This window comes from Pseudomonas sp. ES3-33, from assembly GCF_000952175.1.
GTDB classification, from domain to species: domain Bacteria; phylum Pseudomonadota; class Gammaproteobacteria; order Pseudomonadales; family Pseudomonadaceae; genus Aquipseudomonas; species Aquipseudomonas gregormendelii.
Map to the genome: position 1 here is coordinate 97,237 of NZ_JZRI01000046.1, position 24,425 is coordinate 121,661.

Genomic DNA, 24,425 nt, shown 5'->3' on the forward strand with positions numbered 1-24,425 from the left:
TGTAAAAAGTCGTAACAAACTTGTACGTCAGGCCTGCAACAGGTCTGCCAGGGTCTGTCGCGAGCACCGCAGCTGCTCGTGCACCTGTGGCGCCAACCCGCGTAACGCCGCCTCATCGTTGATCATTGCCGCTTGCTCCAATGCGCGCAGGACGTTGGCCAACGCGCGAAATCCCAGGGAGTCGCTGCTGCCAGCCAGGCGGTGGGCCAGGTGCGCGACCTCGGTGCAGTCGTCTGCCGTGATCGCTTCGGCGAGTGCATGGCTATGCTGTTGAATCGAGTCGCGCAACACCTTCAACAATCCCAGGAGTTTCTGTTCACCGAGCAAAGTACGGTGTGTCTCCAGCAGCGGCCAATCCATGGCCGCGTCATCGAGTGGCGAAGTGGCTACGGGGGCCTGGTCAGCCAGCGCCTGGCGCAGAGTGTCGAGTTTCAGGGGCTTGGCGAGGATGCCGTCCATGCCGGCATCCAGGTAACCGCGAACCAGGGCCGGCTGCACACTGGCGGTCAGGGCAAACAGGCGGCTGTGGCGATTCGGTCCCGGAGTGTCGCGCAGCCGTTTACACAGCTCGACGCCGCTGATGCCGGGCAGGTGCACGTCGAGCAAGATCAGATCAAACGACTGCGCGGCACATTGAACCAATGCCTGCTCGGCGTCCTCGGCTAGCCAGACCTGATGCCCGTCGCGCAGCAAAAGGCCCTCGACCACCTCGCGGTTGAGCGCCACGTCCTCGACCACCAGAATGCGCAAAGCCTGCCCTGCAACACTGTCTGCCGCAACGGGTGCCACGCCGTTGGCCGGTTGCAGCGCCAGTTCGAACCAGAAACAACTGCCGCGCCCGACCTCGCTGTCCACGCCGATACGCCCGCCCAATTGCTCCACCAGATGCCTGCTGATCGCCAGCCCCAAGCCGGTGCCGCCGAAGCGCTGCGCCACCTCTTCACTGGCCTGGGTGAAGCGCTCAAAAATCTTCTGCTGCATCGCCGGCGCGATGCCGATGCCGTCGTCGGTAACGCTGACGCGCAGCCGTTGTCCAGGGGCGCCAGGCAACAGCGCTACCTCCACCTTGACCTGCCCGCCCTCGGTAAATTTGATGGCGTTGGCCAGCAGGTTGCTCAGCACCTGGCGCAGGAATTGTTCGGCGCCGTGATGCCGCTGCGCTACCCGTGGGTCGATGTAGCATTGCAGGATCGTGTCGTTGCCCAGCGCGCGGGGTTCGAGCAGTGTCATTACCTCATCAAGCAATTGCCGCAGCGAGAATTCCACTGCCTCCGGATGGCTGGCGCCCTCCTCCAGCCGGGCGAAATACAGCACTTCATTGAGGATCGACAGCAACCCTTCGCCGGCTTTGTACAGCGCATCCAGCCGCTTGCCGCCGAGTGCGTCCAGCGGCGCATCGCGCAGCAGTTCGGCCATGCCGAGGATGCCGTTGAGCGGGGTGCGCAACTCATGGCTCATGGTGGCAAGGAAACGCGACTTGGCGAGGTTGGCCGCTTCCGCTTCATCCTTGGCGCGCATCAGGCTGGCGGTGCGCCGCTCGACCATTCGCAGCAGTTCGTCACGGTTATCCTGCAACGCCAGCCGATCGCTTTCGCGGCGGTCGATGTCACTGAGAATGGCCCGGCGCATGTCGTCCAGAGCATGGGCCACGGTGTCGATTTCGTCTTCGTCTTCGTCCGCACGGCGACGCTTGTCCAGGCGTAACGGCTCGTGGGAATCGCCCGCAGCGATGCGCCGGGCAAACTCGGCCATGACTTGCAGGTGGCGAGTAACCAGGCGATAAAACAACCCCGACAGCACCACCGCCAGGCCGCACAGAAACACACTCATCCACAGCAGGCTGGTCAGCCCGGTGGTGTACAGGCGCTCATGCACCGCCCCCAGGTCGGTGGTGACCTCCAGTTGCCCCAAATGACGCACCGCCCCCGATGGCGGCTGGTAGTCGAGGGCAAAACGTTCTATTCGCAGCGGCCCGACCGGCTCGGCAGTGCCTTGCAGCAGATCGAAATCAGGGCTGATCAGGCGCACGCGCGCCACGTCGGAAAAGTCCACCAGGCCGCGCAACTGCACGTTGAGCTGATCCTGGTTCAGGTCCCACAGACTGCGCTCCAGGCTGGCCAGATAGCCGGCGCGAATCAGCTCCATGCGCGAGTCGATTTCGCGCATCTCGCGTCGATACTCAAAGTACAGCTGCACGCTGCTCGCCAGCACCGTAAAACACAGGCTGAAGAACAGGATAAACAGCAGCAGGCGCCGCAACAGGCCGCCGGGCCGGGCCCGGATCATGGTCGATCCGCCGGTTGCTGGAGCGTGTCGCGATAGATGACCTCACTCTCGTGAAGCAAGCGGTCGATCTCGCCCGAATCGACCATGTGCTGCAACTGCGCATTGATATCGACCATGCGACTGGCCAGGGGCGAACGCCGCGACACGGCCACTCGCAGGTAATCCACACCAAAGGAATCGGCCAGGGCCACGATGTCCTGGGTGCCCGGCAGGGTATCGACGCGCATTTGCCCGGTGCGCCGCTCGGAGACGACGAAGTCGATGCGGCCGCGGATCAACTTGCCAAAGTTCTGCTGGCTATCAGACACCCGTTCGATGTTCTGGTGCTGGTCGACAAAGCGGTCGAACGTCTCGCCATAACTTTCTCCGAACAGGAAACCACCACGGTAGTGCGCCAGGTCCTCCAGCCGATCTATTGTTACCGGGTGCCGGCGATTGATGAACACCGCGACTTCCTCGCGCAGTACCGGCACCGTCGAAAAAGCCAGGGCCTGCTCACGCTCTGCAGTGCGATAGGCCAGCACCACATCCACCCGACCTTCAACGGCATCCAGCACGCAGCGATTCCAGTTATCCAGCTCGACGAGCTCGACCTCGTAGCCCAATTGCCCGAACAGTTTTTTAACCACGCCGGGAGCGAGCCCGCGTATCTGTTTGCCGTCGCTCCAGGAGATCGGCGGGTAGACCGGGTAATCGCAATAGCGAATTTTTTGCGCAGCCGTCACCCCGGTGGATGCCAGCATCAACAACAACCAGATCCGGCGCCACATGCCGCTCAGGCCGCGACACTGGCGGTAAACAGATAGCCGGCACCGTGGATGGTGATGATCAGTTCAGGCTCGGCCGGGTCGTCATGCAACTTGCGCCGCAAGCGTCCCACCAGCACATCGATGGAGCGATCGTTGGGCACCCATTCGCGGTTGCGGATCTGGTCCATCAATTGATCCCGGCTCAAGGTGTGCCCGCTGTTGCGCAGGAACACGCTGAGCAACTGGTACTCGCCATGGGTCAGCAGGGTTTCACTGCCGCTGTGGTCGATCAACCGCCGGCGATCAGTGTCCAGCGCCCAGGCGGCGAATTGCTTGACCGGGCGGGCAACCGCAGCAACAGGATGCGGCGTGTGGGCGTGGCGCACCCGGCGAATCAGGTTCTTCGCCCTGGACACCAGTTCCCGCGGATTAAGCGGCTTGATCACATAGTCATCGGCGCCGCACTCAAGGCCGACGATGCGATCGATTTCATCGTTGCGCCCGGTGATCAGGATGATCCCGACCTCCGAACGCACCCGCAGCTCCCGGGTCAGGGTCAGGCCATCCTTGCCCGGCAGGCGGATATCGAGCATCACCAGGTCGACGCTCTGGCTCGCCAGGAAGGTCTCGGCCAACTCAGCAGTGGCGGCGCAATGCACTTCATAACCTTCCTGGGACAGGTAGGCCTGCAGCAGTTCGCGAATCAACGGATCGTCGTCGACGATCAATACCCGAGGAGTCATCGCTAGGTGTCCCGCGTATGCCCGAAGGCGTGTTTCTTATTAGAGTTGTGGTTACCACTGGAGGCAGAGAGTAGCCACTACTGAACGATCGATCAACAGCCCGTCGTCTGCAAAGTGAATCGCTGCCGACCACCGGCCTGCAAACCGTCGACCCAGGCTTCGCAGATCTGCATGCCCTGCTCCGGCGTGAAGGTGCCGGGGTTGAGACCCGATTCCAGCCACAAGCCGTCGAGCAAGGCGCTGAGGCTGATGGCAGCCAGGTCGCAATCGAATTGTTGCCAGCCCTCCTCCTCCGCCAGTTCGTTGAGCACCTTGCGCAGGATGGCCCGGTACTCGCCATAGGACTGTTCGTGGGCGAGGTTGATCGCCTCTGCCGTCTTGACCGCGCCCCAGAACGCCAGCCAGGCATCAAGCAGTTGCGGGTCGAGCAGTTCGGCGGAAAACGAGCCGCGAAAAAACGCCGACAAACGTTCACGGGCATTGGGCGCGGCCTGTTCCATGGCCGCGCGAAGCAGTGCCATGACGCGGCCGGTCACCGCCAGATAGGCTTCGGCGACCAGCTCGTCCTTGCCGGAATAGTGATGACTGATCAGCCCGACCGATACACCGGCCTCGGCGGAAATCTTGCGGATCGACGCGCCCTGGAAGCCATGGCGCTGCAGGCACACGAGCGTGGCCTCGATGAGATTGGTTTTGCGCAGTTCCGGCGCCATTCTGGAGAATCGGACTTCCTGAGTCATTGCACGACCTTCCTGGAGGCGAGGGTTGAGCCCTGTACGAGCCATTCAAGAGCTGAACGACTGTACAGCAACTGCCCTCGCCGACTCCAGACGTCGCGCTGCTTTACATACCCGGCAGCACGTCAGGCGGAACAATCGCGCCGCCCTTCATGACCACCGGGGTTTTCTCCAGGATCGCAATGTCAGCCAGCGGATCACCCTCGACCGCGATCATGTCGGCAAAGCGACCGACACTGACAGCGCCTACGTCCTGCTGCCAATTGAGCAGGTCTGCGGCGACCACGGTGGCGGACTGAATCGCCTGCATTGGGGTCATTCCGTACTTGACCATGTAGGCGAACTGCCGGGCGTTTTTGCCGTGCGGGTAAATCCCGGCATCGGTGCCATAGGCGATTTTTACACCGGCCTTGACCGCCTTGCGGAAACCTTCACGCTGTACTTCGGTGGTTTCGGTATTTTTGCGCAGGTAACTTTCCGGCCACTTTTCCTCGCGCCCGATCTTGTCGATGAAGTCTCCGTTGTAGATATCCATGACCAGATAAGTGCCGTTGTCCTTGGCCAGCTTGATGCCTTCATCGTCCAGCAGCGAGGCATGCTCCACGGATTTTGCGCCGGCGCGGATAGCCGCCTTGATGCCGTCGGCGCCATGGGCGTGCACGGTCGCATAGCTCTTGTGCACCTTGGCCTCCTGCACTACCGCGCGCATTTCGTCCTCGGTCATTTCCATCTGGCCAGGCTCGGTGCCTTCGGCCAATACGGCGCCCGTACCGACCATCTTGATGGTGTCGACGCCGTGCTGGAACAGGTACCGGGTCTTGAGTTTTGCGTCATTGGTATCGCGATAGACGCCCACCCGCATATCGTCCGGCACCGTGATGCCCGGTGCCAGGCCCGTCACCTCACCGCCGCCACCCGCTACTGAGAGATAAGCGCCGACTACATTCATCCGCGGCCCCAGCACCTGATTGGCGTTGATCGCATCACGTAGCGAGACGTCGGTAAACGCGCGGTAGGTCCCCACGTCGTGGACCGTGGTGAACCCTGCGCGCAAGGTCTGATAGGCATGTTTGGCGCCCAGCAGCGCGTAGTCCTGGGCAGAATGCAGCAGGGGTTCGGCAACGTTGTTGGTCATGTCCCAGTCGGCGATATGCGTGTGCATGTCGATCAGGCCCGGCAGCACAGTCTTGCCCGACCAGTCGATAACGGTGCTGTCAGCCGGCGGTGCACTCCAGGGCTCAACGGCCACGATGCGCTCGCCATCGACCTTGATGCGCTGGTCCGTCAGCACCTTGCCGCGCTCCACGTCCACCAGGCGACCGGCATGGATGTAGACCGTGTCGGCCATTGCGGACAACGACAGCGACGAGAGGGTTACGGCCAACGCGATACTCGAGAGCTTCATGGGATACCTCTTTTATTGTTATTGGAAGGATGAACGCATATCAAAAAATATTGATCGGGTATTGAGTGATGATCCGTAGTTGTTTAACACTGTCACCGGTAAAGGCATGTTCGGCGTAACGCACCCGAACCGACAAATCTTTCAGCGGGCCCGCTTCAACAACGGTTTTAATATCGACGTCTCGCTCTATCTGCTTATCCGCATGAGCGAAGTAAGCGTACAACCCGTCCGGATCAACTTGCTCATTATCGATATCAAATCCATAGATATACTTGAAGCCCAGCGTGGTATGTAAAACACCCGTAGAACCAAAATCATATTCATAGGCCAGGCCGACTGACTGTTCGCCAGGGCCATTGAAGTCCCCGTATTGCGAAGAGTTGGCCAGATAGATCGAGTCCATGTAAGTCCCATCGGAAGCCATCAGATAATCAAATGGCTGACCTCCATGGATCTTTTGATAAGACAGCGTCAGCGTATGCGGGCCATTGGCATAGGCCGTCGCCAACGACCAGGCGCTGACATTGATATCGCCGGCATTGGCCTGGCCCTGATCCAGTGATCGATAGAGGTTGAAGTCAACGCCGAGAGTCTGTTCCGCAGTCAGGACAAAGCTATAGTTGCCATTGACATAGTACTGGCGCCACAAGTCCTGCGCCCGGGACACGTAGAAGCCGACGCCGCCCTGCTCTACTGGCGTGTAGGTGAAGCCTGCATAATCGACATCGCCGCTGTCCACCCCGGCGTAACCCGCCATGAAGCCACCGTCGTGACCTGTACTGGTATAACCTCTGGTGGAATGGAAATGCCCGATATCGATACTGACTTTGTCGATATCATCACTCAACAGTTGTATGCCACGGGTGGTCATCGGCATCAGGCGTAAATCGGGAGTCGCAAATACCGGATTGTATGGGCGCAGATCGCCATACTTTATGACAGTGCTAGACCACTTCATCTTTACCGAAGCGTTGAGTGTCGCAGACTCGGTTCTTTCGCGATCCCCCTCAGCGGGAAACATTCCCGTGCCAACCGTACCGCGACCGCCATCCAGCTTGTAGGCAGTATAGGCACTTGCATCCAGCCCAAGGCCGACGTCACCTTGAGTAAATCCGGACTGGTAATCCATCTGGAAACCCTGCCCCCAACCACGGGCATCGGGATAATGCGAGAGTGAGTTACGATTAAAATACATATTGCGAGCGGTAATAGTTGCCGAGCCACCCTCGACCAATCCTTCGCCCACATCTTCTGCCTGCACTTTTACATAACTTCCAGATGCCGACAGAACAACCACACCCAATAGTGAACGCAGCTTCATTGTAGGCCTCAGAGTTTGATTATTATTGTTTTCTGCAAATGCCTGTACCGGCCAATGGTAGGCACCCTGTCATTGCCATTAATAGAATTTATATGTTGAGAATTGCTCGCCTTGCGCAATCGAAGTAACGGATTTGTAACATCGGCATTACATCTGCTTCCAGTCGACATCCAGTAAACAAAACTATTGATTTTTTACTGAAGGTAAATTCTTATAGAAAAATAATAATGCCGAAAACCGGCCCTTTCGGCTTCAGGCCGCCTGGAGTAGCCCCACCATGAGCACCTCGTCCCCCGCTTTCGCGCACCTGTTCGAACCCCTGCTGCTACGCGGCAAACGCCTGAAAAACCGCATCATGTCCAGCGGACATGACACTTCGATGCCCACCGACAACCTGGTCAATGATCAACTGATCGCTTACCACCAGGCGCGCGCGGCAGGGGGGGCCGGGCTGATCGTGCTGCAGGTGGCGGGTGTGCACGACAGCGCGCGTTACACCTCGCACGTGTTGATGGCCACCGATGACGCCTGCATTGAGGGCTACCGCAAGCTCGCGCAAACCTGCCATGCGCACGGGACGGTGGTGCTGTCGCAGATCTTCCACCCTGGGCGGGAAATCATGGAGTCCAGCGACGGCCTGCTGGCGGTGGCCTATTCAGCTTCGGCGGTGCCCAACGAGCGGTTTCGGGTGATGCCACGGGCAATGGATCAAGCCATGATCGACGAGATTGTCGCCGGGTACGCGGCAGCGGCGCGGCGCCTGTTTCAAGCCGGGATCGACGGCGTGGAGGTGGTCGCCAGTCACGGTTATCTGCCGGCGCAGTTCATCAACCCGCGAGTCAATCGCCGCACCGATGGCTACAACGGCGAGCTGGAACAGCGCCTGCGCTTGCTGCGGGAAATCATCGCTGCTGTGCGGGCCAGTACCGATGAAAACTTCATCATCGGCCTGCGCATTTCCGCAGACGAGCGCGACCCGGAAGGACTCACCGAGGACGAATCGCTGCTCGCCGTGCAGGCATTGCAAACCAGCCTGGATTACGTGCACATCGTCGCCGGTACTTCTGCATCCCTGGGCGGTGCCGTGCACATCGTGCCGCCCATGGCGATCGAAGCGGCCTATCTGGCCAGGGAAGCCGGAACCTTCAAGGCCGGTCTGTCCATCCCGCTGTTCGTCACCGGGCGCATCAACCAGCCCCAGGAAGCGGAGCTGATCCTGGCCCGGGGTCAGGCCGACGTCTGCGGCATGACCCGCGCGCTGATATGCGACCCGCAAATGCCCAACAAAACCGACAGCGGCCGTGTAGAAGACGTGCGCGCCTGCATCGCCTGCAACCAGGCGTGCATCGGCCACTTCCACAAAGGCTTGCCGATCTCCTGCATCCAGCACCCGGAGACCGGGCGCGAGTTGATCTTCGGCAACCGGCAACCTACCGGCCAACGCAAGCGCATCATGATTGCCGGCGGCGGGCCGGCCGGCATGAAAGCCGCTGCGGTAGCGGCCCAGCGCGGGCACGAGGTCACCCTCTATGAAGCGGCCGCGCAACTCGGCGGCCAGGTGCTGCTGGCGCAGCTGTTACCGCGACGCAGCGAGTTCGGTGGGGCCAGCACCAACCTGCAGCGGGAGATGGAACTGGCGGGTGTACGGGTGGTGCGCAACACTCGGGTCGACCGCGCCCTGGTGGAGCGCGAGCGCCCCGACCTGGTGATCATCGCCACTGGCGCCGAGCCCTATTGGCCAACCTTCGAGCGTGGCGGCGAACTGCAGGTGGTGGACGCCTGGCAAGTGCTGCGTAATGAAGTACAGATAGGTCGTTCGGTGGTCGTGGTGGACTGGCGCTGCGACTGGATCGGCCCCGGCATCGCCGAGCGCCTGGTGCGCGCCGGGCATCAGGTGCACCTGGCAGTCAACGGCACCCATTGCGGGGAAAACCTGCCGCTGTACGTGCGCGACCAACTGGCCGGCGAACTGCACAAACTGGGTATCCCCATCACCCCCTACGCCCGCCTCTACGGCTGCGATGACAGCACCGTCTACCTGCAACACACCGCGAGCAGCGAGCCGATGTTGCTGGAAAATATCGACACCCTGGTGCTCTGCCAGGGTCATCAACCGGTCGACACCCTGGGCGCAGAACTGCAAGGCCTGGTGGAGTTTCGCCGGATCGGTGACTGCCTGGCGCCGCGCACTGCCGAAGAGGCCATCTACGAAGGTTTGAAAGTCGCCTGGGCGCTTTGAGCCTGTTTATACTCCGGGGTTTTCCCCCAAACCCCGGCCTGGAGTACGCATGAGCAACGGCAGTAAAGACAGCGCCGCACCAGAGCCCAGTTTTCTCGGCACCCGAATCCGCGGCCTGCGCAAACGCCGGGGCATGACCCTGGCCGAGCTGGCGAACATGAGCGAGCTGACCGCTGGCTACATCAGCCAACTCGAACGCAACCTCGCCTACCCTTCCATCCCCGCCCTCTTCAACATCGCCCGCAGCCTGGGCGTGACCATCCAGTGGTTCTTCGCCAGCGAAGCCGCCACCGCCCCCGAAGACCACGGAGTGGTGGTGCGCAAGAACACGCGGATGAGCGTGCATTACGAGGATGGAATCGTCGACCAACTGCTGACCCCGCAGCCGAATAGGCAACTGGAGATGCTGCACTCACGGTTTCCGCCTGGCACTTATAGCCAGCAGAGTTACAGCCATGAGGGGGAAGAAGCCGGGTATCTGCTGTCGGGGCGTTTTGAGTTGTGGGTTGGGCAACGGCATTTTCTGCTGAGCGAGGGAGACAGTTTCAGCTTCTCGAGTCAGGAGCCGCATCGGTATGGCAATCCCGGAGAGGTGGATGCGGTGGTGATTTGGGTGATTACGCCGCCAACGTTTTGATGGGATGTTTGAGATGAAGAGGCCTCGAAGTTTGATTAGCTTTGGGGCTTTTTTTTGAATGGAGGCCGGGGAGTTTTTCCTACAGTCAATTCCTGATTTTTTCGAGCTACTGGCGGACGGTAATTTAACGCCTAAGATCTGCGAGAGCCCTACGAGATCTTAATGATGGCGTCAGAAAGGCGAGCCTGCCGAAAGATTACACTGCGTTACATATTTAGGCATGCGCCGATCCAGCGAGCAGGTTATTAATGTAGCTGTCGTTGTAGCAGCTAAAAGCCGCATCTATCAGATAGAGGCGAGATGAGCTAAATGCTTAGTGGGTATGTGGAGTTCATAGAAGCTCCTCAACTTAACGCAGAGACGTTCATCTGTACGGGATGAATCCATAGAGCTTTTGGAAGAGCGTGAGTCGATCATGGATAACGATCAGTTTAGAAACAAGTGGCAGCAGCGATGGGCAGAGAAGAATTTATTTGCCGCTGACAATATGAGCAACAAACCTCCTTATTATGTGCTGGACATGTTCCCGTACCCCTCGGGTAACGGTTTACATGTTGGCCACGCCGTTGGCTATATAGGAACTGACATAATTGCCCGCAAAAAAAGAATGGATGGATTCAACGTATTGCATCCCATGGGCTGGGATGCGTTCGGTCTACCGGCAGAACAATTCGCCATAAAAACAGGCGTTCACCCCGCCGACGTTACCAAGATCAACTGCCAGAACTTCAAGCGACAACTGATGCTGATGGGCTTAAGTTACGACTGGGGCCGGGAAATCGACACCTCTGACACTAAATACTATAAATGGACACAATTTCTTTTCCTGAAATTGTACGAACGCGGATTGGTGTATGAGAAAGAGGAAAATGTCTGGTGGTGCGAGTCACTTCAAACCGTTCTCGCGAATGAAGAAGTCATCGACGGCCGCTCTGAACGCGGTGATTACCCCTGCGCTAAAAAGCCGCTAACGCAGTGGGTTGTAAAGATCACCGACTATGCTGAACGCTTGTTGGCCGACTTGGATCGACTCGATTGGCCCGAATCGGTCAAAAAAATGCAGCGTGAATGGATCGGACGCGCAGAGGGTATCGATATTGATCTCCTGATACGAGAAGACGCGGCCATCCCCTTAACTGTGTTTACCTCTGAAGCCGAGACTCTGTATGGCAGTAACGCCGTCTTGCTGTGTACTGAACACCCTTATGTAAAAGAACTCTGCCATGACAGCGACCTCTGCGCCAGAATTGCCACCTTGCAGGACCCGAAGATTGCAGTGGACGACTTGTATCTACGTCGCCACGTATGTCATCCACTGACGGGTGCATCGCTTCCTCTTTATGTCGTCAACTACCTCGCGTTCGATGGAAGAGAGCAAGCGGTATTCTCTGTTCCCGAAACTGATCCCAAAGCAGCAGCTTTGTGCCAGCGTTTCGGCTTACCTCACTTGTCCGTGCTCGATGAGACCGATACACCGCCCTCCCTCAAAAACTCCGAGAGCTTTAGCGGCCTGTCCAGAAGCGAGGCGCGTGGGCGGATTGAAGCTGAGCTCATAAATAATCATTGGGCTGTGCGCAGGGTTCGTTACCGGATGCGTGATTGGCTGTTCTCTCGGCAAAGGTACTGGGGCGAACCCTTTCCGCTATTTCGGGACGACAGCGGTAACGTAATCGCAGCCAGCGCTAGCGAACTGCCAGTCGAGTTGCCGGTAGTTGAGAACTTCTGTCCAGGTGCTGACGGAGCGAGCCCACTGCAACGGGCTCAAGATTGGGTGAACTGCAATGATTCGACAGGAAATCCGCTCTATCGGGTCACGGACACCATGCCTGGTTGGGCCGGGTCGTGTTGGTACTTCCTGCGGTTCATGGACCCGCATAACGAAGCTGAACCGTTCTCAGCGCAAAGTATGGAGTATTGGCAACAGGTCGATCTTTATGTGGGCGGTGCGGCCCATGCGACCATGCATCTGCTCTACGCCAGATTCTGGCACAAGGTGCTGTTCGATGTGGGGCTAGTGAATTTTGATGAGCCCTTCAAGACGCTCTATAACCAGGGATTGGTGACGGCTGATGCCTTCAAGGATGGAACCGGTCGAATCGTGGCCGTGGATGAAGCAGAGTATCGGGCAGGCAAGTATTGGTTAAAGAATAGCGACCACGAGTTGCAAGTCTTCAATACCAAAATGTCGAAATCCCTTTTGAACGTGGTCGTTCCAGACGACATCATTCGTGAGTACGGCGTCGACACCTTCCGGATTTACATGATGTTTATCGGGCCGCTCGGACAGAACAAGAAGTGGGACATCAAAGGGATCAAGGGCTGTGAGCGTTTCATCAACAGGGTGCTGAGTATTTTTGCCGATGGCCTTCAGTGCGGCGCTCCGCGTAACGAATCGACGGCTTCGGATCAGCATCCGCTGGAGACGCTGTGGGGAAAAACCCTGGCCAAAGTCAATGCATCCTTTGTGACCTTGAATTTCAATACGGCGATTGCCGCGTTTATGGAATTCATGAATCAGGCTGAGAAGCATAAGGACTATTTTTTCGAACGAATTGGCGCTGACTTTGTGAAGGCCCTGTTCCCCTTTGCTCCGCACGTCTGTTCTGAGATCTGGGAGCAGTTGGGCTACGACACTATTGACTCTGCACCATGGCCCCAAGCTCGAGTGCGCCCGGTGAAGGCGACACGAATCTACATTAACGGCAAGTATGTGGATGATCTTTCGGAGGGGACCGGTGAGGAGTTGGTCGACGTCGATATGGCTCGGAGCAAAGTCATCGAGGCCCTTGAAAGGCGTGTAGTAACCAAGGTGATCTATGTGCCGAATCAGGTCGTGAATTTTCTCTGCGCTCATTAGGTTTGAGCCGAGCTGGAGTTGATATTCAGGCTGAGGTGACGTACGCGGTATCGGATTTACCGCGTCGACAAACTGACGGTTATCACCGGCAGTAACACCTCGATCATCCGCTCCCATTAATCATCATTAAATAGCCGATGGCGGCTCATCCGCTGCTCCAAATCGACTGGAGGTTACGCACTTCACCCGCTCAGTCCAAATGAGACAGCCCTCTAGCTGAAGGCGTTGATAAACCAGGTGATCATCGGGATGGCCACAATGTCGATCAGCACGGCGCCGCACAACGGCACGATGATGAAGGCTTTATACGAGAACACTTTGTAGTGGTCACAGATAGCCCCCATGTTGGCCACGGCGTTGGGTGTAGCGCCCAGCCCGTGCCCCATGAAGCCTGCGCAAAGGACGGCAGCGTCGTAGTTACGGCCAAACAGGCGGAACAAAACGAATACGCACAGCAAAATCATGATCACCACTTGTACCACCAGGATCACCAGCAGCGGCAATCCCAGCTTTTCCAGCTCCCAGAACTTAAGGCTCATCATGGCCATGGTCAGAAACATGCCCAAACACACGTCGCCAATGGTGCTGACAGCATGGTCCGGCATGTCGATCGCCTGGCTGCGGTCATTGAGGTTGCGCAAAATAATCGCCACAAACATCGCGCCCACATAGCTGGGCAACACAATGCCCAAGTGCTGCTGCAAGCTGGTGCCCAGCCAGAAACCCAGGACCATGATCACCACGATGCAGGTCAACAAGCGCAACAGGGTCGGTGCATCCAGCGCGGCAGGCGGGTTATGGACCACGTCTTCGAACGCCTTGAGGCTGCCCACCGCTTCCGCTTTAACCGTGAGTTTGTTGCGCTCAATCAACCAGCGCGCCAGCGGGCTACCCAACAAACCGCCCGCCACCATACCAAAGGTCGCGGCCGCCAGCGCCGCAGTAGTCGCGCCGACGGCACCGAGGTTTTCAGCAATCGGGCCGAAAGCCGCCGCCGCACCAAAACCGCCTTCCAGGGACACCGCACCGGCCATGATCCCCAGTAACGGATCAATACCCAACAGTTTGGCAACGCTTACGCCGACTACGTTCTGCACCAGCGCCAAGCCCCAGCACGCCCCCAGGTAGATAAACAGTAACTTGCCGCCTTTACGCAGCAAGCCCAGGCTGCCGCCCAGGCCGACAGTGGTAAAGAAAGCCACCATCAACGGGGTTTGCAAGCTGGTGTCGAGGGTCAGGTTCAGCCACTGTTGGCTGCGTAGCAGCCAAATCAGCAGGGCAAAACCAAAGCCGCCAATCACCGGTGCGGGAACACACAGTTGGCGCAGCCAGTAACTGCGTTTTTTCAGTTGTGCACCCAAGCCCAGGAGAAGCAACGCGAGAGCAAGGGTACTCAGCGCATCCAGTTCGAATGTCAGCATGGCGAATTTCTCTTTTTCTTATGATTTAACAAGTGGTTTCAAGGATTTTCGAAAACTTAATCAATCAGGCTTGCGAGCAGACGCGCGCCAATGCGGGCGGTTCGGTTTTCGATATCAAGGCTGGGGTTGAGTTCGGCGATGTCGGCCATGCGCAATTTACCGCTGGCTTTGGCATAGCGCGCCAGATGCTCGACGATTTGCATGTCCACGCCATGGGCAGACGGCGCACTGACGCCGGGCGCCTGGCTAGCGGGCAGAACATCGAGGCAGATGGTCATGTAGAGGTAATCGACGTCTTGCAAAAAATCATCGATGAATCTTTCGCAGGCGGTAACGTCCCAGCTGTTCATCTCACGGTCGAGGCGAAAACGCACATTCAGCCGCTGCGCCTGCTCGAACAGTGCCTGAGTATTGTTGAGCTGACTAACACCCAGGCAGCCGTAAGTGAAGGGCATTTCAGCGCGCTGGCAATACTCGGCGATCTGGCGAAAAGGAGTGCCTGAACTGCTTTGTTCGGCAAGGCGCAAGTCAAAATGCGCGTCGAAATTAAGTACACCGATACGGGCCTTCGCCGTGCGTTTGCGCAAGTGATCGGCCAGACCGCTAAAACTTGCAAAAGCGATTTCATGGCCACCACCCAGCCCCAGCGGTAAATGTCCCTGGTCGAGCAACTCGCTGACGTGGTGGGCGTAGCTCTGCTGTGCGCCTTCGAGGTTGCTGTCGGTACAACTCACATCGCCGGCGTCATACAGCGGCGCGTGGCCGTGCCACGCCAGGTTGGCTAAAGCCTTGCGCAGTTCTGTCGGGCCTTGGCGTGCACCGGTGCGGCCCTGGTTGCGTTTGACCCCTTCATCACAGGCCAAACCAACCAGTGCGACACCCGCAGGCTGGTTTTGCGCAAAGGGTTTGACCCATTGGTGCCAGCGCAGCGCGCCTTGCCCTTCGGCGTCGTCAATGCGACCCGTCCACAATGGCATGTCAGGAACAACGGTCATGTTTGAAACTCCAGTCAAATTCAGTCGAGCCGGGCGCTCAGACGCAGCGCCACATCACGGGTCCAGCGGATCAGGCGTTCAGTGCGCTGTTGAGCCCGGAAGGCAGGGGCCATGAGGCTGATAGCGCCTTGCAGGCGGTCGCGGCTGTCGATCAAAGGCGCGCTAACCCCCCAGATGCCGTCGTCGATTTCACTTTGACTCACGGCGTAACCGGCAGCCCGGATCTCGGCAAAACTGCGCTGATAGGTCGCAACTTCGCCGCTGTCGACGCCTTGGGCCAGCAGCGCCGACAGGCTTTGCGCCTCATCCATGTGCGCCAGCAACACCCGCGCCGAAGCGCCCACCAGCAATGGTTGCGCCAACCCCTTTTGGTAGCAGCAGCGCAGCGGTTGCGGGCTGTCGATCAGCTCAATGCAAATGGCCTGACCGTTACTGGGCACCATTAACGCAACGCTTTCCTGGGTTTGCTCGGCCAGGCGCTTGAGCTCGGGCTTGGCCAACGTCACCAACACCGCTTCGCGGTCGAACTTTTTGGCCAGTTGCAAACAGGCAGGCCCCGGCAAGTAGCGGCCGTGGCCGTTTTCTTCGGCCAGGCCCCAGCGCAGGAGGGTTTTAAGATGGCGATAGATGCTGCTGAGCGGCTGGGCCAGCTGCTCGGACAGCTCTTTGGCGGAGATCGCCTCACCGGACTGCCCCAAGGTTACGAGGATTTGCAGCAAGCGATCGGTTGGCGTGTTGTAGTTCATTGTTGGCCCCATGCTATTGCCTGCATGGTGGCACGATGTTTCTCATTAACTGAAACAGGTTTCCCACTGAGTGGGAACAATCGGCCATATAACGATCAGCGGTCGCTCATTCGCATTCTTGCAGCCATAAAAACGTGGGAGCGAAGAACATAGCGGGAGGGGACAGGAGAACAAAAACCATCAGAAACAAAAAAGCCCCGTAACTTCTCAGCTACGGGGCTTTTTCTATGTAATGGCGGAGAGATAGGGATTCGAACCCTAGGTACCGGTGAAGGTACAACGGATTTCGAATCCGTCCCATTCGGCCACTCTGGCATCTCTCCAACGGCGCGCATCATAACAACACTTTCGCCGGATGCGAAGCCCCTAAGCGAAATATTTCTGTGGTATCAGATGCTTGCGTCGATTAAAGCGGTACGCCCAGACGGTTGGCGACTTCTTCGTAGGCTTCGATGACGTCACCGAGGCCCTGGCGGAAGCGGTCCTTGTCCATTTTCTTGCCGGTGGCCTTGTCCCACAGGCGGCAGCCGTCCGGGCTGAACTCGTCGCCCAGGACGATGGAGCCGTCGCTGAATACGCCGAATTCCAGTTTGAAGTCGACCAGCAGCAGGCCGGCGTCGTCGAACAGTTTGCTCAGGACTTCGTTGACCTTGAGCGACAGTTCTTTCATGCGAACCAGTTGCTCGGCGGTGCCCCAACCGAAAGCCACCACGTGGGATTCGTTGATGAACGGGTCGCCCTTGGCGTCGTCCTTCAGGAACAGTTCGAAGGTGTAAGGGTTGAGCTTCATGCCCTCTTCGACGCCCAGGCGCTTGACCAGGCTGCCGGCGGCGTAGTTACGCACGACGCACTCGACCGGGATCATGTCGAGTTTTTTCACCAGGCACTCGTTGTCGCCCAGCAGCTTGTCGAACTGGGTCGGCACGCCGGCGGCTTCGAGTTTTTGCATGATGAAGGCGTTGAACTTGTTGTTCACCATGCCTTTGCGGTCGAGCTGTTCGATGCGCTTGCCGTCGAACGCCGAAGTGTCGTTACGAAACAGCAGGATCAAGCGGTCAGCGTCGTCGGTCTTGAAAACCGATTTGGCTTTGCCGCGGTAGAGTTCTTCACGTTTTTCCATGATGGGCTCCGCTTGCTAAGTAGGTGGGCTAGGCGATGTGTCGCCAGTCGAGCCCTGAATCTTGATCGGCCAGTTGCAGCCAGTCCGGGTCGCACCCGAGGGTGTCGACAAAACATTGCCGGGCCAGCTGCGGCAGGTTGTTCTTGCTGCTCAGATGGGCCAGGACCAGGTGTTGCAGGCCTTGCCAGCCCAACTCGGACACCAGGAATGCCGCCTGGTGGTTATTCAAATGTCCCAGTTCGCCGCCCACCCGCTGCTTGAGAAAGTACGGGTAGTGACCGCGAGCCAGCATGTCACGGCAATGGTTGGACTCGATCATCAATGCATCGAGGTCCTTGTAGCCATCCAGCACCCTGTTGCAGTACGACCCCAGGTCGGTCAGCAGGCCGAAGCGCCGCTCACCATCGCTGAACACGTACTGCGTCGGTTCCTGTGCATCATGGGCCACGGCAATGACGCCGATGCTCAGTGCGCCGATCTGCAGTTGCTCGCCGCCGGCCAGCAGGCCAGCAGGTTCAATGGGTTTGCGCATCCCGCGCAGGGTACCGCGACTGAGGTAGACCGGCAGATTGTAGCGCCGAGACAGCAAACCCACGCCATGCACGTGGTCGGCATGTTCGTGGGTCACGAGTATCGCGCTCAGCTGCGCCGGGTTCACACCCAGGCGCAACAGGCGTTTTTCGGTTTCCCGCAGGGAGAAACCACAATCCACCAGCACATACGTATCAGCGCTGGCTATCAGCGTGCCGTTCCCTTGGCTACCGCTGCCGAGAACGGCAAAACGCATGAGATCAGCCCAGGTTGTCCTGAATCACGCTCAACACTTTGCGCGCCACATCAGCTGGCGCCACGGTGTTGATGTTCTTCTCGACGGTGACCTGGACGTTTTCACCCACCTTGCTCAGGCGAACCTGATAACGCTCGGCGCGGGCTTCAACTTCTTCCTTGTTCGGCGCGCTGCCGAACAGGCTGCTGAAGAAACCAGGCTTGTCGTCTTTCTTCTCGGCCTTTTCAGCCAGGTTGATGTAGTACAGGCCCAGGCTGCGGTTGATGTCTTCAACTCGCCATTCGCCCTGTTCCAGCGCACGACCGACACTCGACCAGGCGCGGTCCAGGTCGTTGCCGATGTTCAGGACCGGGTTGCCGCTGCCGTCTTCGCTCAGGCTGACGCGGCTTGGCGTATCGAAATCACGCGAAGCCAGCATGGAGACCGAACCGCCCTTCTCGGAGATACGGCTCATGCTCGCGAGCATGTCGTCGACCAGTGCCGCGTCCAGGCCGGTGTTGACCGAACGGTTGGTGAACTCGACATCGGCAGTGCTGCCCGCAGGACGTTCGGCGCTGACCACGTAGATTTCACTGGTATTGCGCTGCACGCCCGGCTCGATGCGCACCCGCACGCGGGTTTCGCTGTCGCTGCCGACACCGGCAGCGCTCAGGCGCTTGGCCATGGCGGCGGACAGTTCGTCGGAATGCTGCCAGGTGGTGGTGAATTCGCCGGTTTGCGGGCGCTGTTCGTCCAGGCGGAAGCCGTTGTCCTGGAAGAACTGCACGGCCACTGGCCAGGCTTCTGCCGGTGGATTCTGCGCGACGATCCAGCGAGTATCACCACTCTTCTGCAACGAGTAGGCACTGGCGTCAGCCGCCGCGGTCAGCGGTTGCGGACGAGGCACGACGTACTCGCCCTTGACGGAGTCATCGGCCACGTTGCGCGGGATCGGCAGCAACGGGTCCAGGCGCTTGGCGGTGGTGACATCCGGTGGCAGTTGCATCGGTGCAGTCTGTTGCGCTTCTAGGTAATCGCTACCACGGTCACGGAAATAACCTTCCGGGCCCCAGACCCATCCACAGCCACTGGTGCTGGAGATGATCACGGCTAGTGCGGAAAGTCCGGCCAATCGCTTCATGCGTAATACTTCCTCAATTAAACCAGGACGCCGGACTGGCGCATGGCCTGCCGCAGCGGTTCGTGACAGGCAGTGCTGAGCCAGGTGAGCGGCAGACGGATACCGTCCGGCATCAAGCCCATTTCATGCAGCGCCCATTTCACGGGAATAGGGTTGGATTCGATGAACAGGGTTTTATTGAGTGGCATCAGCTTTTCGTGAATGGCGCGGGCCGTGACGGCGTCGCCTTTCAGAGCGGCATTGCACAGGTCGGCCATGGCGCGCGGGGCCACGTTGGCGGTCACCGAAATGTTGCCCTTGCCGCCCATCAGGATCAGTTCGACGGCGGTCGGATCATCACCCGAGATCACCAGGAAGTCTTCGCTCACGCCATCGAGGATGGCCTTGGCACGGGACAGGTCGCCGGTGGCTTCCTTGATGCCGATGATGTTCTTCACAGTCGACAGGCGAATCACTGTGTCGGCCTGCATGTCGCACGCGGTGCGGCCAGGCACGTTGTAGAGGATCTGCGGGATGTCGACAGCTTCGGCGATGGCCTTGAAGTGCTGGTACAGGCCTTCCTGGGTCGGCTTGTTGTAATACGGCGTCACCAGCAGGCAGGCGTCGGCACCCGCGGTCTTCGCGTTGGTGGTCAGCTCGATGGCTTCGCGCGTCGAGTTGGCGCCCGTACCGGCGATCACTGGAATGCGCCCCGCAACCTGCTTCACCACGAAACGAATCACTTCGATGTGCTCGTTCACGTCAAGGGTGGCCGATTCACCTGTAGTGCCGACCGCCACGATGGCGTGGGTGCCGTTTTGCAGGTGAAAGTCCACCAGTTTGCTCAGGCTGTCCCAGTCGAGACGACCCTGTGCATCCATGGGTGTGACCAGTGCCACCATACTGCCCGCAATCATGCAACCGCTCCTGCCGGAAAAAGAGAGCGGTAATGGTACTGGCGCCAAGATGCTTGTACAAGCGAAGTACTGCGCTGCTGCCATTCCCCTTGGCGCCGCTTTTCGCTACCCTTCAGACTTTGATCGGTACTGATAAGCTCGTACGCCGGGTTCCAGCCTCCATTTTCGGCATCATAAGCCCCGATCCAGCGTTGCCACCCTTCGCTCTTGCCTCAATAGAGCACGTTGCAACCTGCCATCGGGTTTTCTGAATTCGCATCCGCAGGCTCGTGCACGGTAAAAAAGCCCGTTGAGGTATCGACCGCTCATCGCTTTAGGAATGCTGCATGTCCACCCCCACAGTTCGCGAACAATTCCTTGTCATCAGTGCCCTCGGCGCCAACCCTATGGAGCTGACTAACGTCCTGTGCCGCGCCAGCCATGAAAATCGCTGCGCCGTGGTCACTTCTCGCCTGACCCGTCATGGCGAGTGCAGTGCGTTGGTCCTCGAGATCTCCGGCAGCTGGGACGCCCTGGCTCGCCTCGAAGGCAGCCTGTCGGGCCTGGCCAAGAAGCACGCCTTCACCGTCAACGTAGTGCGCAGCGCAGCCCTGGAGAATCGTCCTCAGGCCCTGCCGTACGTCGCCTACGTCAGCTCCGCCTATCGCTCGGACATCATCAACGAGCTCTGCCAGTTCTTCATGGACCATAACGTCGAGCTGGAAAACCTCACCTGCGACACCTATCAGGCGCCTCAGACCGGCGGCACCATGCTCAACGCCACATTTACCGTGACCCTGCCTGCCGGCGTGCAGATCAGCTGGTTGCGCGATCAGTTCCTGGATTTCGCCGATGCGCTGAACCTGGACGCACTGATTGAACCGTGGCGCCCACAGAACCCAATGTAAGGAAGCTTTTCATGGCCGTTGCCATCGACCAACCGGTTGCCGACTTCGAAGCACCCGCCACCAGCGGGCAAACCGTCAACCTCGCCAGTCTCAAGGGCAAGCAGGTGGTGATCTACTTCTACCCCAAGGACAGCACGCCAGGCTGCACGACCCAGGGCCAGGGCTTCCGTGATCAGCTCGAGGCGTTCAAGGCGGCCAATACCGAAGTGTTCGGTGTGTCCCGCGACAGCCTCAAGTCCCATGAGAACTTCAAGGCCAAGCAGGCTTTCAACTTCGAGCTGATCAGCGACAAGGAAGAAGCGCTGTGCCAGCTGTTTGATGTGATCAAGCTGAAGAAGCTGTATGGCAAGGAGTACATGGGGGTGGATCGCAGCACTTTCCTGATTGATAAGGACGGTGTGCTGCGCCAGGAGTGGCGTGGTGTGAAGGTGCCGGGGCATGTGGATGCGGTGTTGGCGGCGGCTCAGGCCTTGAATAAAGCGTGACCCTTGAAAAGATCGCAGCCTTCGGCAGCTCCTACAGAGAAATTTGCGAGCTCCTGTAGGAGCTGCCGAAGGCTGCGATCTTTTACAGTTTAAAGCAGCGGCGCCACCACCGGCTCCTTGCGCGGCCACGCATCCAGCACGGCCTTGAACAGCGTCGCCAGGGGAATTGCAAAGAATACCCCCCAGAAGCCCCACAACCCGCCAAACAACAACACCGCGCAGATGATCGCCACCGGATGCAGGTTCACCGCTTCCGAGAACAGCAGCGGCACCAGCACGTTGCCGTCCAGCACCTGGATGATGCCGTAGACTGCCATCAGGTAGATGAACTGATCGCTCCAGCCCCACTGGAACAGCGCAATCAGCAAGACCGGCACCGTCACCACCACGGCGCCGACGTAGGGCACTACCACCGAGACGCCGACCAGCAACGCCAGTAGCGCTGCGTAGTTAAGGCCCAGCACCACGAAGCCGATGTAGGTCGCGCCGCCGCAAATGAAAATCTCGATGACCTTGCCGCGGATGTAATTGGCAATCTGCCGGTTCATTTCATGGGCCACGCGGGTGATCAGCGCCCGCTCCCGAGGGAGATAGCCGCGGACCCATTCGCCGATCATTTCCCGGTCCTTGAGGAAAAAGAACACCAGGATCGGCACCAGGACCAGGTAGATCATGATGTTCACCAGCAGCGGCAGGCTGGACAGCGAGAACGTCAGCGCCCACTGGCCGAAATTACCGATCTCGCCCCGCGCCACTTCAATTGCCCGTAACACCTGCTCGTCCGATACCAGATGCGGGTAGCGTTCCGGCAGCAGCAACAGCAACGACTGCCATTTGGCGAGCATGCCGGGCAGCTCGTTGAACAGGGTGATCAGCTGGTGCCAGAGCAACGGCACCACGACGACGATAAACACCAGTAACACACCCATGAACAGCGCGAACACCAGGCCCACCGCGACGCCACCGGGTACGCGCAGGCGTTCTAGCGTCACCACCAGGCCCTGCATCAAATAAGCCAGCACCATGCCTGCAAGCACAGGCGCGAGCATCCCGCCCAGGGTCAGGACTGCGGTAAATGCCAGGAACAGCAGCACCGCCAGCACCACGGCTTCTTCGTCGGAGAAATAGCGCTGAATCCAGTCGCGTAACACTTTGAACATCAAAAATCCTTAAGAAACGAACCCAACGCAGTTCAGGCTTTTTTCAACCAGTAGCGGTACACGCCTGCTTCATCTTCTTCGCGAAGCAGCGTATGACCGGCCAATCGGGCAAAGGTGCGAAAGTCGCGCTGCGACCCCGCATCCGTGGCGATGACCTTGAGTACTGCGCCGCTGGCCAGGCGATTGAGTTCGAGCTTGGCCTTGAGCAGCGGCAACGGGCAACTCAGGCCGCTGGCGTCCAGCTCGGCATCATGGGCTACAGCTTCAGTCATTGCATCACTCCGGGTCTGGCGGTTGAACGGCTTAGAATATCTGGTCCGAAGGCAAGTGTCCGGCTACAGTAAGGTCTTTGTCGACTAAGGCTTTGTGCATGACCTTTCTGCGCCCTACCCTGCTGACGCTCGCTTGCCTGCTCGCCTCACCGGGCTTCGCCGACGACCTGCCGTCACTCGGCGACGCCAGTTCTGCCATCGTCTCGCCGCAACAGGAATACCAGCTGGGCCGCGCCTGGCTCGCCCTGTTGCGCAGCCAGGTCTCGCAACTCAACGACCCGCAGCTCAAGGATTACGTCGAATCCAGCGTTTATCGCCTGGTGGAAACCAGCCAGGTGAATGACCGGCGCCTGGAGTTCATCCTGATCAACAGTCCGCAGCTCAACGCCTTTGCGGCGCCCGGCGGGATTATCGGGGTCAACGGTGGCCTGTTCCTCAATGCCCAGACCGAAGGCGAATACGCCTCGGTCCTCGCGCACGAATTGGCTCACTTGTCGCAGCGCCATTTCGCCCGTGGCGTTGAAGCGCAACAGCGCATGCAGGTGCCCATGATGGCCGCGCTGCTGGCCGGGATCGTGATCGCTGCAGCCGGTGCCGGCGATGCCGGGATCGCCGCAATTGCTGGCAGCCAGGCGGCGGCGATCCAGGAACAGCGCCGCTTTTCCCGCCAGAACGAACAGGAAGCCGACCGCATCGGCATTCTCAATCTGGAAAAAGCCGGTTACGACCCGCGCTCGATGCCCAGCATGTTCGAACGCCTGGGGCGCCAGTACCGCTTCGACGCCAAGCCCCCGGAATTCCTCCTGACTCACCCGGTCACCGAATCGCGCATCGCCGATACCCGTAACCGGGCCGAGCAGGCTAAAGCCGGCGGCATCGAAGATACGCTGCGCTACCAGCTGATTCGTGCCCGCGTGCAACTGGTTTACGAAGAAACCCCGGGCCTGGGTGCCAAGCGTTTTCGTGCTCAGCTGGAAGAGAATCCGAAAAGCGACGTTGCCCGTTATGGCCTGGCAATCGCCCAGATCAAGGGCGGCCAGCTGAACGAAGCGCGGGAGAACCTCAAGCTGCTGCTGGCCAAGTCGCCCAACGAGATCATCTACAACCTGGCGCAAGTGGACCTGGACATCACCAACAATCGCCTGGCGGATGCCCAGGCGCGGGTGGACCGGATGCTTACCCAGTACCCCGGCAACTACCCGCTGAACCAGGTGCGCGTTGACCTGCTGCTCAAACAGAACCGCGCAGCCGACGCCGAGAAGGCGCTGGAAGGCCTGCTCAAGTCCCGCCCTGATGATCCGGACGTGTGGTACCAGGTGGCAGAAACCCGCGGCCTGTCGGGCAACATCATCGGCCTGCACCAGGCGCGTGCCGAGTACTTTGCACTGGTGGGCGACTATCGCCAGGCCATCCAGCAACTGGATTTCGCCAAGCGCAAGGCAGGCAGCAACTTCCCGCTGTCGTCGCGCATCGATGCGCGTCAGCGTGAGCTGATGGAACAGGAACGAATGGTCAAGGACATGATGGGCTAAGCGGCCCGAGCATCAATCTGCGCACATAAA

Annotated in this window: 21 protein-coding genes and 1 tRNA gene; 6 read left to right on the forward strand and 16 right to left on the reverse strand. The window is 59.1% G+C overall.

Annotated elements, in window-relative coordinates; translation table 11 throughout:
* Positions 1-27: 27 nt before the first annotated feature.
* The 6 genes from UB23_RS07715 to UB23_RS07740 form a co-directional block, all read right to left on the reverse strand.
* The gene (locus tag UB23_RS07715) at positions 28-2,286 is read right to left on the reverse strand and encodes a hybrid sensor histidine kinase/response regulator (RefSeq protein WP_045058753.1); all 2,259 of its coding nucleotides are present in this window, start codon (positions 2,284-2,286) and stop codon (positions 28-30) included.
* Positions 2,283-3,056: a substrate-binding periplasmic protein gene (locus tag UB23_RS07720; RefSeq protein ID WP_045058754.1), complete on the reverse strand. Its 774-nt coding sequence runs from the start codon at positions 3,054-3,056 to the stop codon at positions 2,283-2,285. Before UB23_RS07720 ends, UB23_RS07715 begins: the two co-directional genes overlap by 4 nt.
* A gap of 5 nt (positions 3,057-3,061) precedes the next feature.
* Positions 3,062-3,778, reverse strand: coding sequence for a response regulator (locus UB23_RS07725; RefSeq protein WP_045058755.1), 717 nt, complete (start codon positions 3,776-3,778; stop codon positions 3,062-3,064).
* A 92-nt stretch (positions 3,779-3,870) separates the two neighbouring features.
* On the reverse strand, positions 3,871-4,518 hold the full coding sequence (locus tag UB23_RS07730) for a TetR family transcriptional regulator C-terminal domain-containing protein (protein ID WP_045058756.1): 648 nt from the start codon (positions 4,516-4,518) through the stop codon (positions 3,871-3,873).
* Between the two features lie 103 nt (positions 4,519-4,621).
* On the reverse strand, positions 4,622-5,920 hold the full coding sequence (locus UB23_RS07735; protein ID WP_045058757.1) for a Xaa-Pro dipeptidase: 1,299 nt from the start codon (positions 5,918-5,920) through the stop codon (positions 4,622-4,624).
* A 40-nt stretch (positions 5,921-5,960) separates the two neighbouring features.
* Complete coding sequence (locus tag UB23_RS07740; RefSeq protein WP_045058758.1) at positions 5,961-7,241, reverse strand: OprD family outer membrane porin; 1,281 nt, start codon at positions 7,239-7,241, stop codon at positions 5,961-5,963.
* A 277-nt stretch (positions 7,242-7,518) separates the two neighbouring features.
* Between UB23_RS07740 and UB23_RS07745 the strand changes: the two genes are divergently transcribed.
* The 3 genes from UB23_RS07745 to leuS all read left to right on the forward strand — a co-directional run bounded on the left by UB23_RS07745 (position 7,519) and on the right by leuS (position 12,974).
* Complete coding sequence (locus UB23_RS07745) at positions 7,519-9,480, forward strand: oxidoreductase (RefSeq protein ID WP_045058759.1); 1,962 nt, start codon at positions 7,519-7,521, stop codon at positions 9,478-9,480.
* A 49-nt stretch (positions 9,481-9,529) separates the two neighbouring features.
* Positions 9,530-10,117: a cupin domain-containing protein gene (locus UB23_RS07750; protein ID WP_045058760.1), complete on the forward strand. Its 588-nt coding sequence runs from the start codon at positions 9,530-9,532 to the stop codon at positions 10,115-10,117.
* A gap of 415 nt (positions 10,118-10,532) precedes the next feature.
* Entirely contained in the window at positions 10,533-12,974 is a 2,442-nt protein-coding gene (gene leuS / locus UB23_RS07755) for a leucine--tRNA ligase (RefSeq protein ID WP_045058761.1), read from the forward strand.
* Positions 12,975-13,186: 212 nt separating this feature from the next.
* Here the strand turns inward: leuS and gltS are convergent, their stop codons facing one another.
* From gltS to dapA, 8 genes are all read right to left on the reverse strand, one after another.
* Positions 13,187-14,395 (reverse strand): sodium/glutamate symporter, encoded by a 1,209-nt coding sequence (gene gltS / locus UB23_RS07760; RefSeq protein ID WP_045058762.1) that lies wholly within the window; start codon positions 14,393-14,395, stop codon positions 13,187-13,189.
* Positions 14,396-14,451: 56 nt separating this feature from the next.
* Positions 14,452-15,390, reverse strand: a complete 939-nt coding sequence (gene hutG, locus UB23_RS07765) for a formimidoylglutamase (protein WP_045058763.1) — start codon at positions 15,388-15,390, stop codon at positions 14,452-14,454.
* Between the two features lie 20 nt (positions 15,391-15,410).
* Positions 15,411-16,136 carry an IclR family transcriptional regulator gene (locus UB23_RS07770; RefSeq protein WP_045058764.1) on the reverse strand — a complete coding sequence of 242 codons (726 nt, stop codon included), beginning with the start codon at positions 16,134-16,136 and terminating at the stop codon, positions 15,411-15,413.
* Between the two features lie 233 nt (positions 16,137-16,369).
* A tRNA-Ser gene (locus tag UB23_RS07775) sits at positions 16,370-16,459 on the reverse strand.
* Between the two features lie 83 nt (positions 16,460-16,542).
* Positions 16,543-17,256, reverse strand: coding sequence for a phosphoribosylaminoimidazolesuccinocarboxamide synthase (gene purC, locus UB23_RS07780; protein WP_008034929.1), 714 nt, complete (start codon positions 17,254-17,256; stop codon positions 16,543-16,545).
* A gap of 28 nt (positions 17,257-17,284) precedes the next feature.
* Positions 17,285-18,043: an MBL fold metallo-hydrolase gene (locus tag UB23_RS07785; RefSeq protein WP_045058765.1), complete on the reverse strand. Its 759-nt coding sequence runs from the start codon at positions 18,041-18,043 to the stop codon at positions 17,285-17,287.
* A 4-nt stretch (positions 18,044-18,047) separates the two neighbouring features.
* A complete protein-coding gene (bamC, locus tag UB23_RS07790; protein ID WP_045058766.1) occupies positions 18,048-19,163 on the reverse strand; it encodes an outer membrane protein assembly factor BamC in 1,116 nt (371 codons plus the stop codon).
* Between the two features lie 17 nt (positions 19,164-19,180).
* Positions 19,181-20,059: a 4-hydroxy-tetrahydrodipicolinate synthase gene (gene dapA / locus UB23_RS07795; RefSeq protein WP_045058767.1), complete on the reverse strand. Its 879-nt coding sequence runs from the start codon at positions 20,057-20,059 to the stop codon at positions 19,181-19,183.
* Between the two features lie 326 nt (positions 20,060-20,385).
* On the opposite strand from dapA, the gene UB23_RS07800 reads away from it, so the two are divergent.
* Together UB23_RS07800 and UB23_RS07805 are read left to right on the forward strand one after the other, a co-directional pair.
* Positions 20,386-20,946 carry a glycine cleavage system protein R gene (locus UB23_RS07800; protein ID WP_045058768.1) on the forward strand — a complete coding sequence of 187 codons (561 nt, stop codon included), beginning with the start codon at positions 20,386-20,388 and terminating at the stop codon, positions 20,944-20,946.
* A gap of 11 nt (positions 20,947-20,957) precedes the next feature.
* A complete protein-coding gene (locus UB23_RS07805) occupies positions 20,958-21,431 on the forward strand; it encodes a peroxiredoxin (RefSeq protein WP_045058769.1) in 474 nt (157 codons plus the stop codon).
* Positions 21,432-21,520: 89 nt separating this feature from the next.
* On the opposite strand, the gene UB23_RS07810 is transcribed toward UB23_RS07805, so the two are convergent.
* Positions 21,521-22,591: an AI-2E family transporter gene (locus tag UB23_RS07810; protein ID WP_045058770.1), complete on the reverse strand. Its 1,071-nt coding sequence runs from the start codon at positions 22,589-22,591 to the stop codon at positions 21,521-21,523.
* A 32-nt stretch (positions 22,592-22,623) separates the two neighbouring features.
* Positions 22,624-22,863: a sulfurtransferase TusA family protein gene (locus tag UB23_RS07815; RefSeq protein WP_045058771.1), complete on the reverse strand. Its 240-nt coding sequence runs from the start codon at positions 22,861-22,863 to the stop codon at positions 22,624-22,626.
* A 98-nt stretch (positions 22,864-22,961) separates the two neighbouring features.
* Here UB23_RS07815 and UB23_RS07820 point away from each other — a divergent pair, with 98 nt between their 5' ends.
* Positions 22,962-24,395 (forward strand): M48 family metalloprotease, encoded by a 1,434-nt coding sequence (locus tag UB23_RS07820; RefSeq protein ID WP_045058772.1) that lies wholly within the window; start codon positions 22,962-22,964, stop codon positions 24,393-24,395.
* Positions 24,396-24,425: the final 30 nt, after the last annotated feature.

Excerpts from the sequence above, each read along its gene's own strand:
- UB23_RS07725 (WP_045058755.1), bottom strand. The coding sequence starts at position 3,778 with ATGACTCCTCGGGTATTGATCGTCGACGACGATCCGTTGATTCGCGAA.
- UB23_RS07815 (WP_045058771.1), bottom strand. The coding sequence starts at position 22,863 with ATGACTGAAGCTGTAGCCCATGATGCCGAGCTGGACGCCAGCGGCCTG.
- UB23_RS07740 (WP_045058758.1), bottom strand. The coding sequence starts at position 7,241 with ATGAAGCTGCGTTCACTATTGGGTGTGGTTGTTCTGTCGGCATCTGGA.
- dapA (WP_045058767.1), bottom strand. The coding sequence starts at position 20,059 with ATGATTGCGGGCAGTATGGTGGCACTGGTCACACCCATGGATGCACAG.
- UB23_RS07745 (WP_045058759.1), top strand. The coding sequence starts at position 7,519 with ATGAGCACCTCGTCCCCCGCTTTCGCGCACCTGTTCGAACCCCTGCTG.
- UB23_RS07820 (WP_045058772.1), top strand. The coding sequence starts at position 22,962 with ATGACCTTTCTGCGCCCTACCCTGCTGACGCTCGCTTGCCTGCTCGCC.
- UB23_RS07735 (WP_045058757.1), bottom strand. The coding sequence starts at position 5,920 with ATGAAGCTCTCGAGTATCGCGTTGGCCGTAACCCTCTCGTCGCTGTCG.
- gltS (WP_045058762.1), bottom strand. The coding sequence starts at position 14,395 with ATGCTGACATTCGAACTGGATGCGCTGAGTACCCTTGCTCTCGCGTTG.
- bamC (WP_045058766.1), bottom strand. The coding sequence starts at position 19,163 with ATGAAGCGATTGGCCGGACTTTCCGCACTAGCCGTGATCATCTCCAGC.
- UB23_RS07785 (WP_045058765.1), bottom strand. The coding sequence starts at position 18,043 with ATGCGTTTTGCCGTTCTCGGCAGCGGTAGCCAAGGGAACGGCACGCTG.
- UB23_RS07770 (WP_045058764.1), bottom strand. The coding sequence starts at position 16,136 with ATGAACTACAACACGCCAACCGATCGCTTGCTGCAAATCCTCGTAACC.
- UB23_RS07805 (WP_045058769.1), top strand. The coding sequence starts at position 20,958 with ATGGCCGTTGCCATCGACCAACCGGTTGCCGACTTCGAAGCACCCGCC.
- UB23_RS07750 (WP_045058760.1), top strand. The coding sequence starts at position 9,530 with ATGAGCAACGGCAGTAAAGACAGCGCCGCACCAGAGCCCAGTTTTCTC.
- purC (WP_008034929.1), bottom strand. The coding sequence starts at position 17,256 with ATGGAAAAACGTGAAGAACTCTACCGCGGCAAAGCCAAATCGGTTTTC.
- leuS (WP_045058761.1), top strand. The coding sequence starts at position 10,533 with ATGGATAACGATCAGTTTAGAAACAAGTGGCAGCAGCGATGGGCAGAG.
- UB23_RS07720 (WP_045058754.1), bottom strand. The coding sequence starts at position 3,056 with ATGTGGCGCCGGATCTGGTTGTTGTTGATGCTGGCATCCACCGGGGTG.
- UB23_RS07715 (WP_045058753.1), bottom strand. The coding sequence starts at position 2,286 with ATGATCCGGGCCCGGCCCGGCGGCCTGTTGCGGCGCCTGCTGCTGTTT.
- UB23_RS07730 (WP_045058756.1), bottom strand. The coding sequence starts at position 4,518 with ATGACTCAGGAAGTCCGATTCTCCAGAATGGCGCCGGAACTGCGCAAA.
- UB23_RS07800 (WP_045058768.1), top strand. The coding sequence starts at position 20,386 with ATGTCCACCCCCACAGTTCGCGAACAATTCCTTGTCATCAGTGCCCTC.
- hutG (WP_045058763.1), bottom strand. The coding sequence starts at position 15,390 with ATGACCGTTGTTCCTGACATGCCATTGTGGACGGGTCGCATTGACGAC.
- UB23_RS07810 (WP_045058770.1), bottom strand. The coding sequence starts at position 22,591 with ATGTTCAAAGTGTTACGCGACTGGATTCAGCGCTATTTCTCCGACGAA.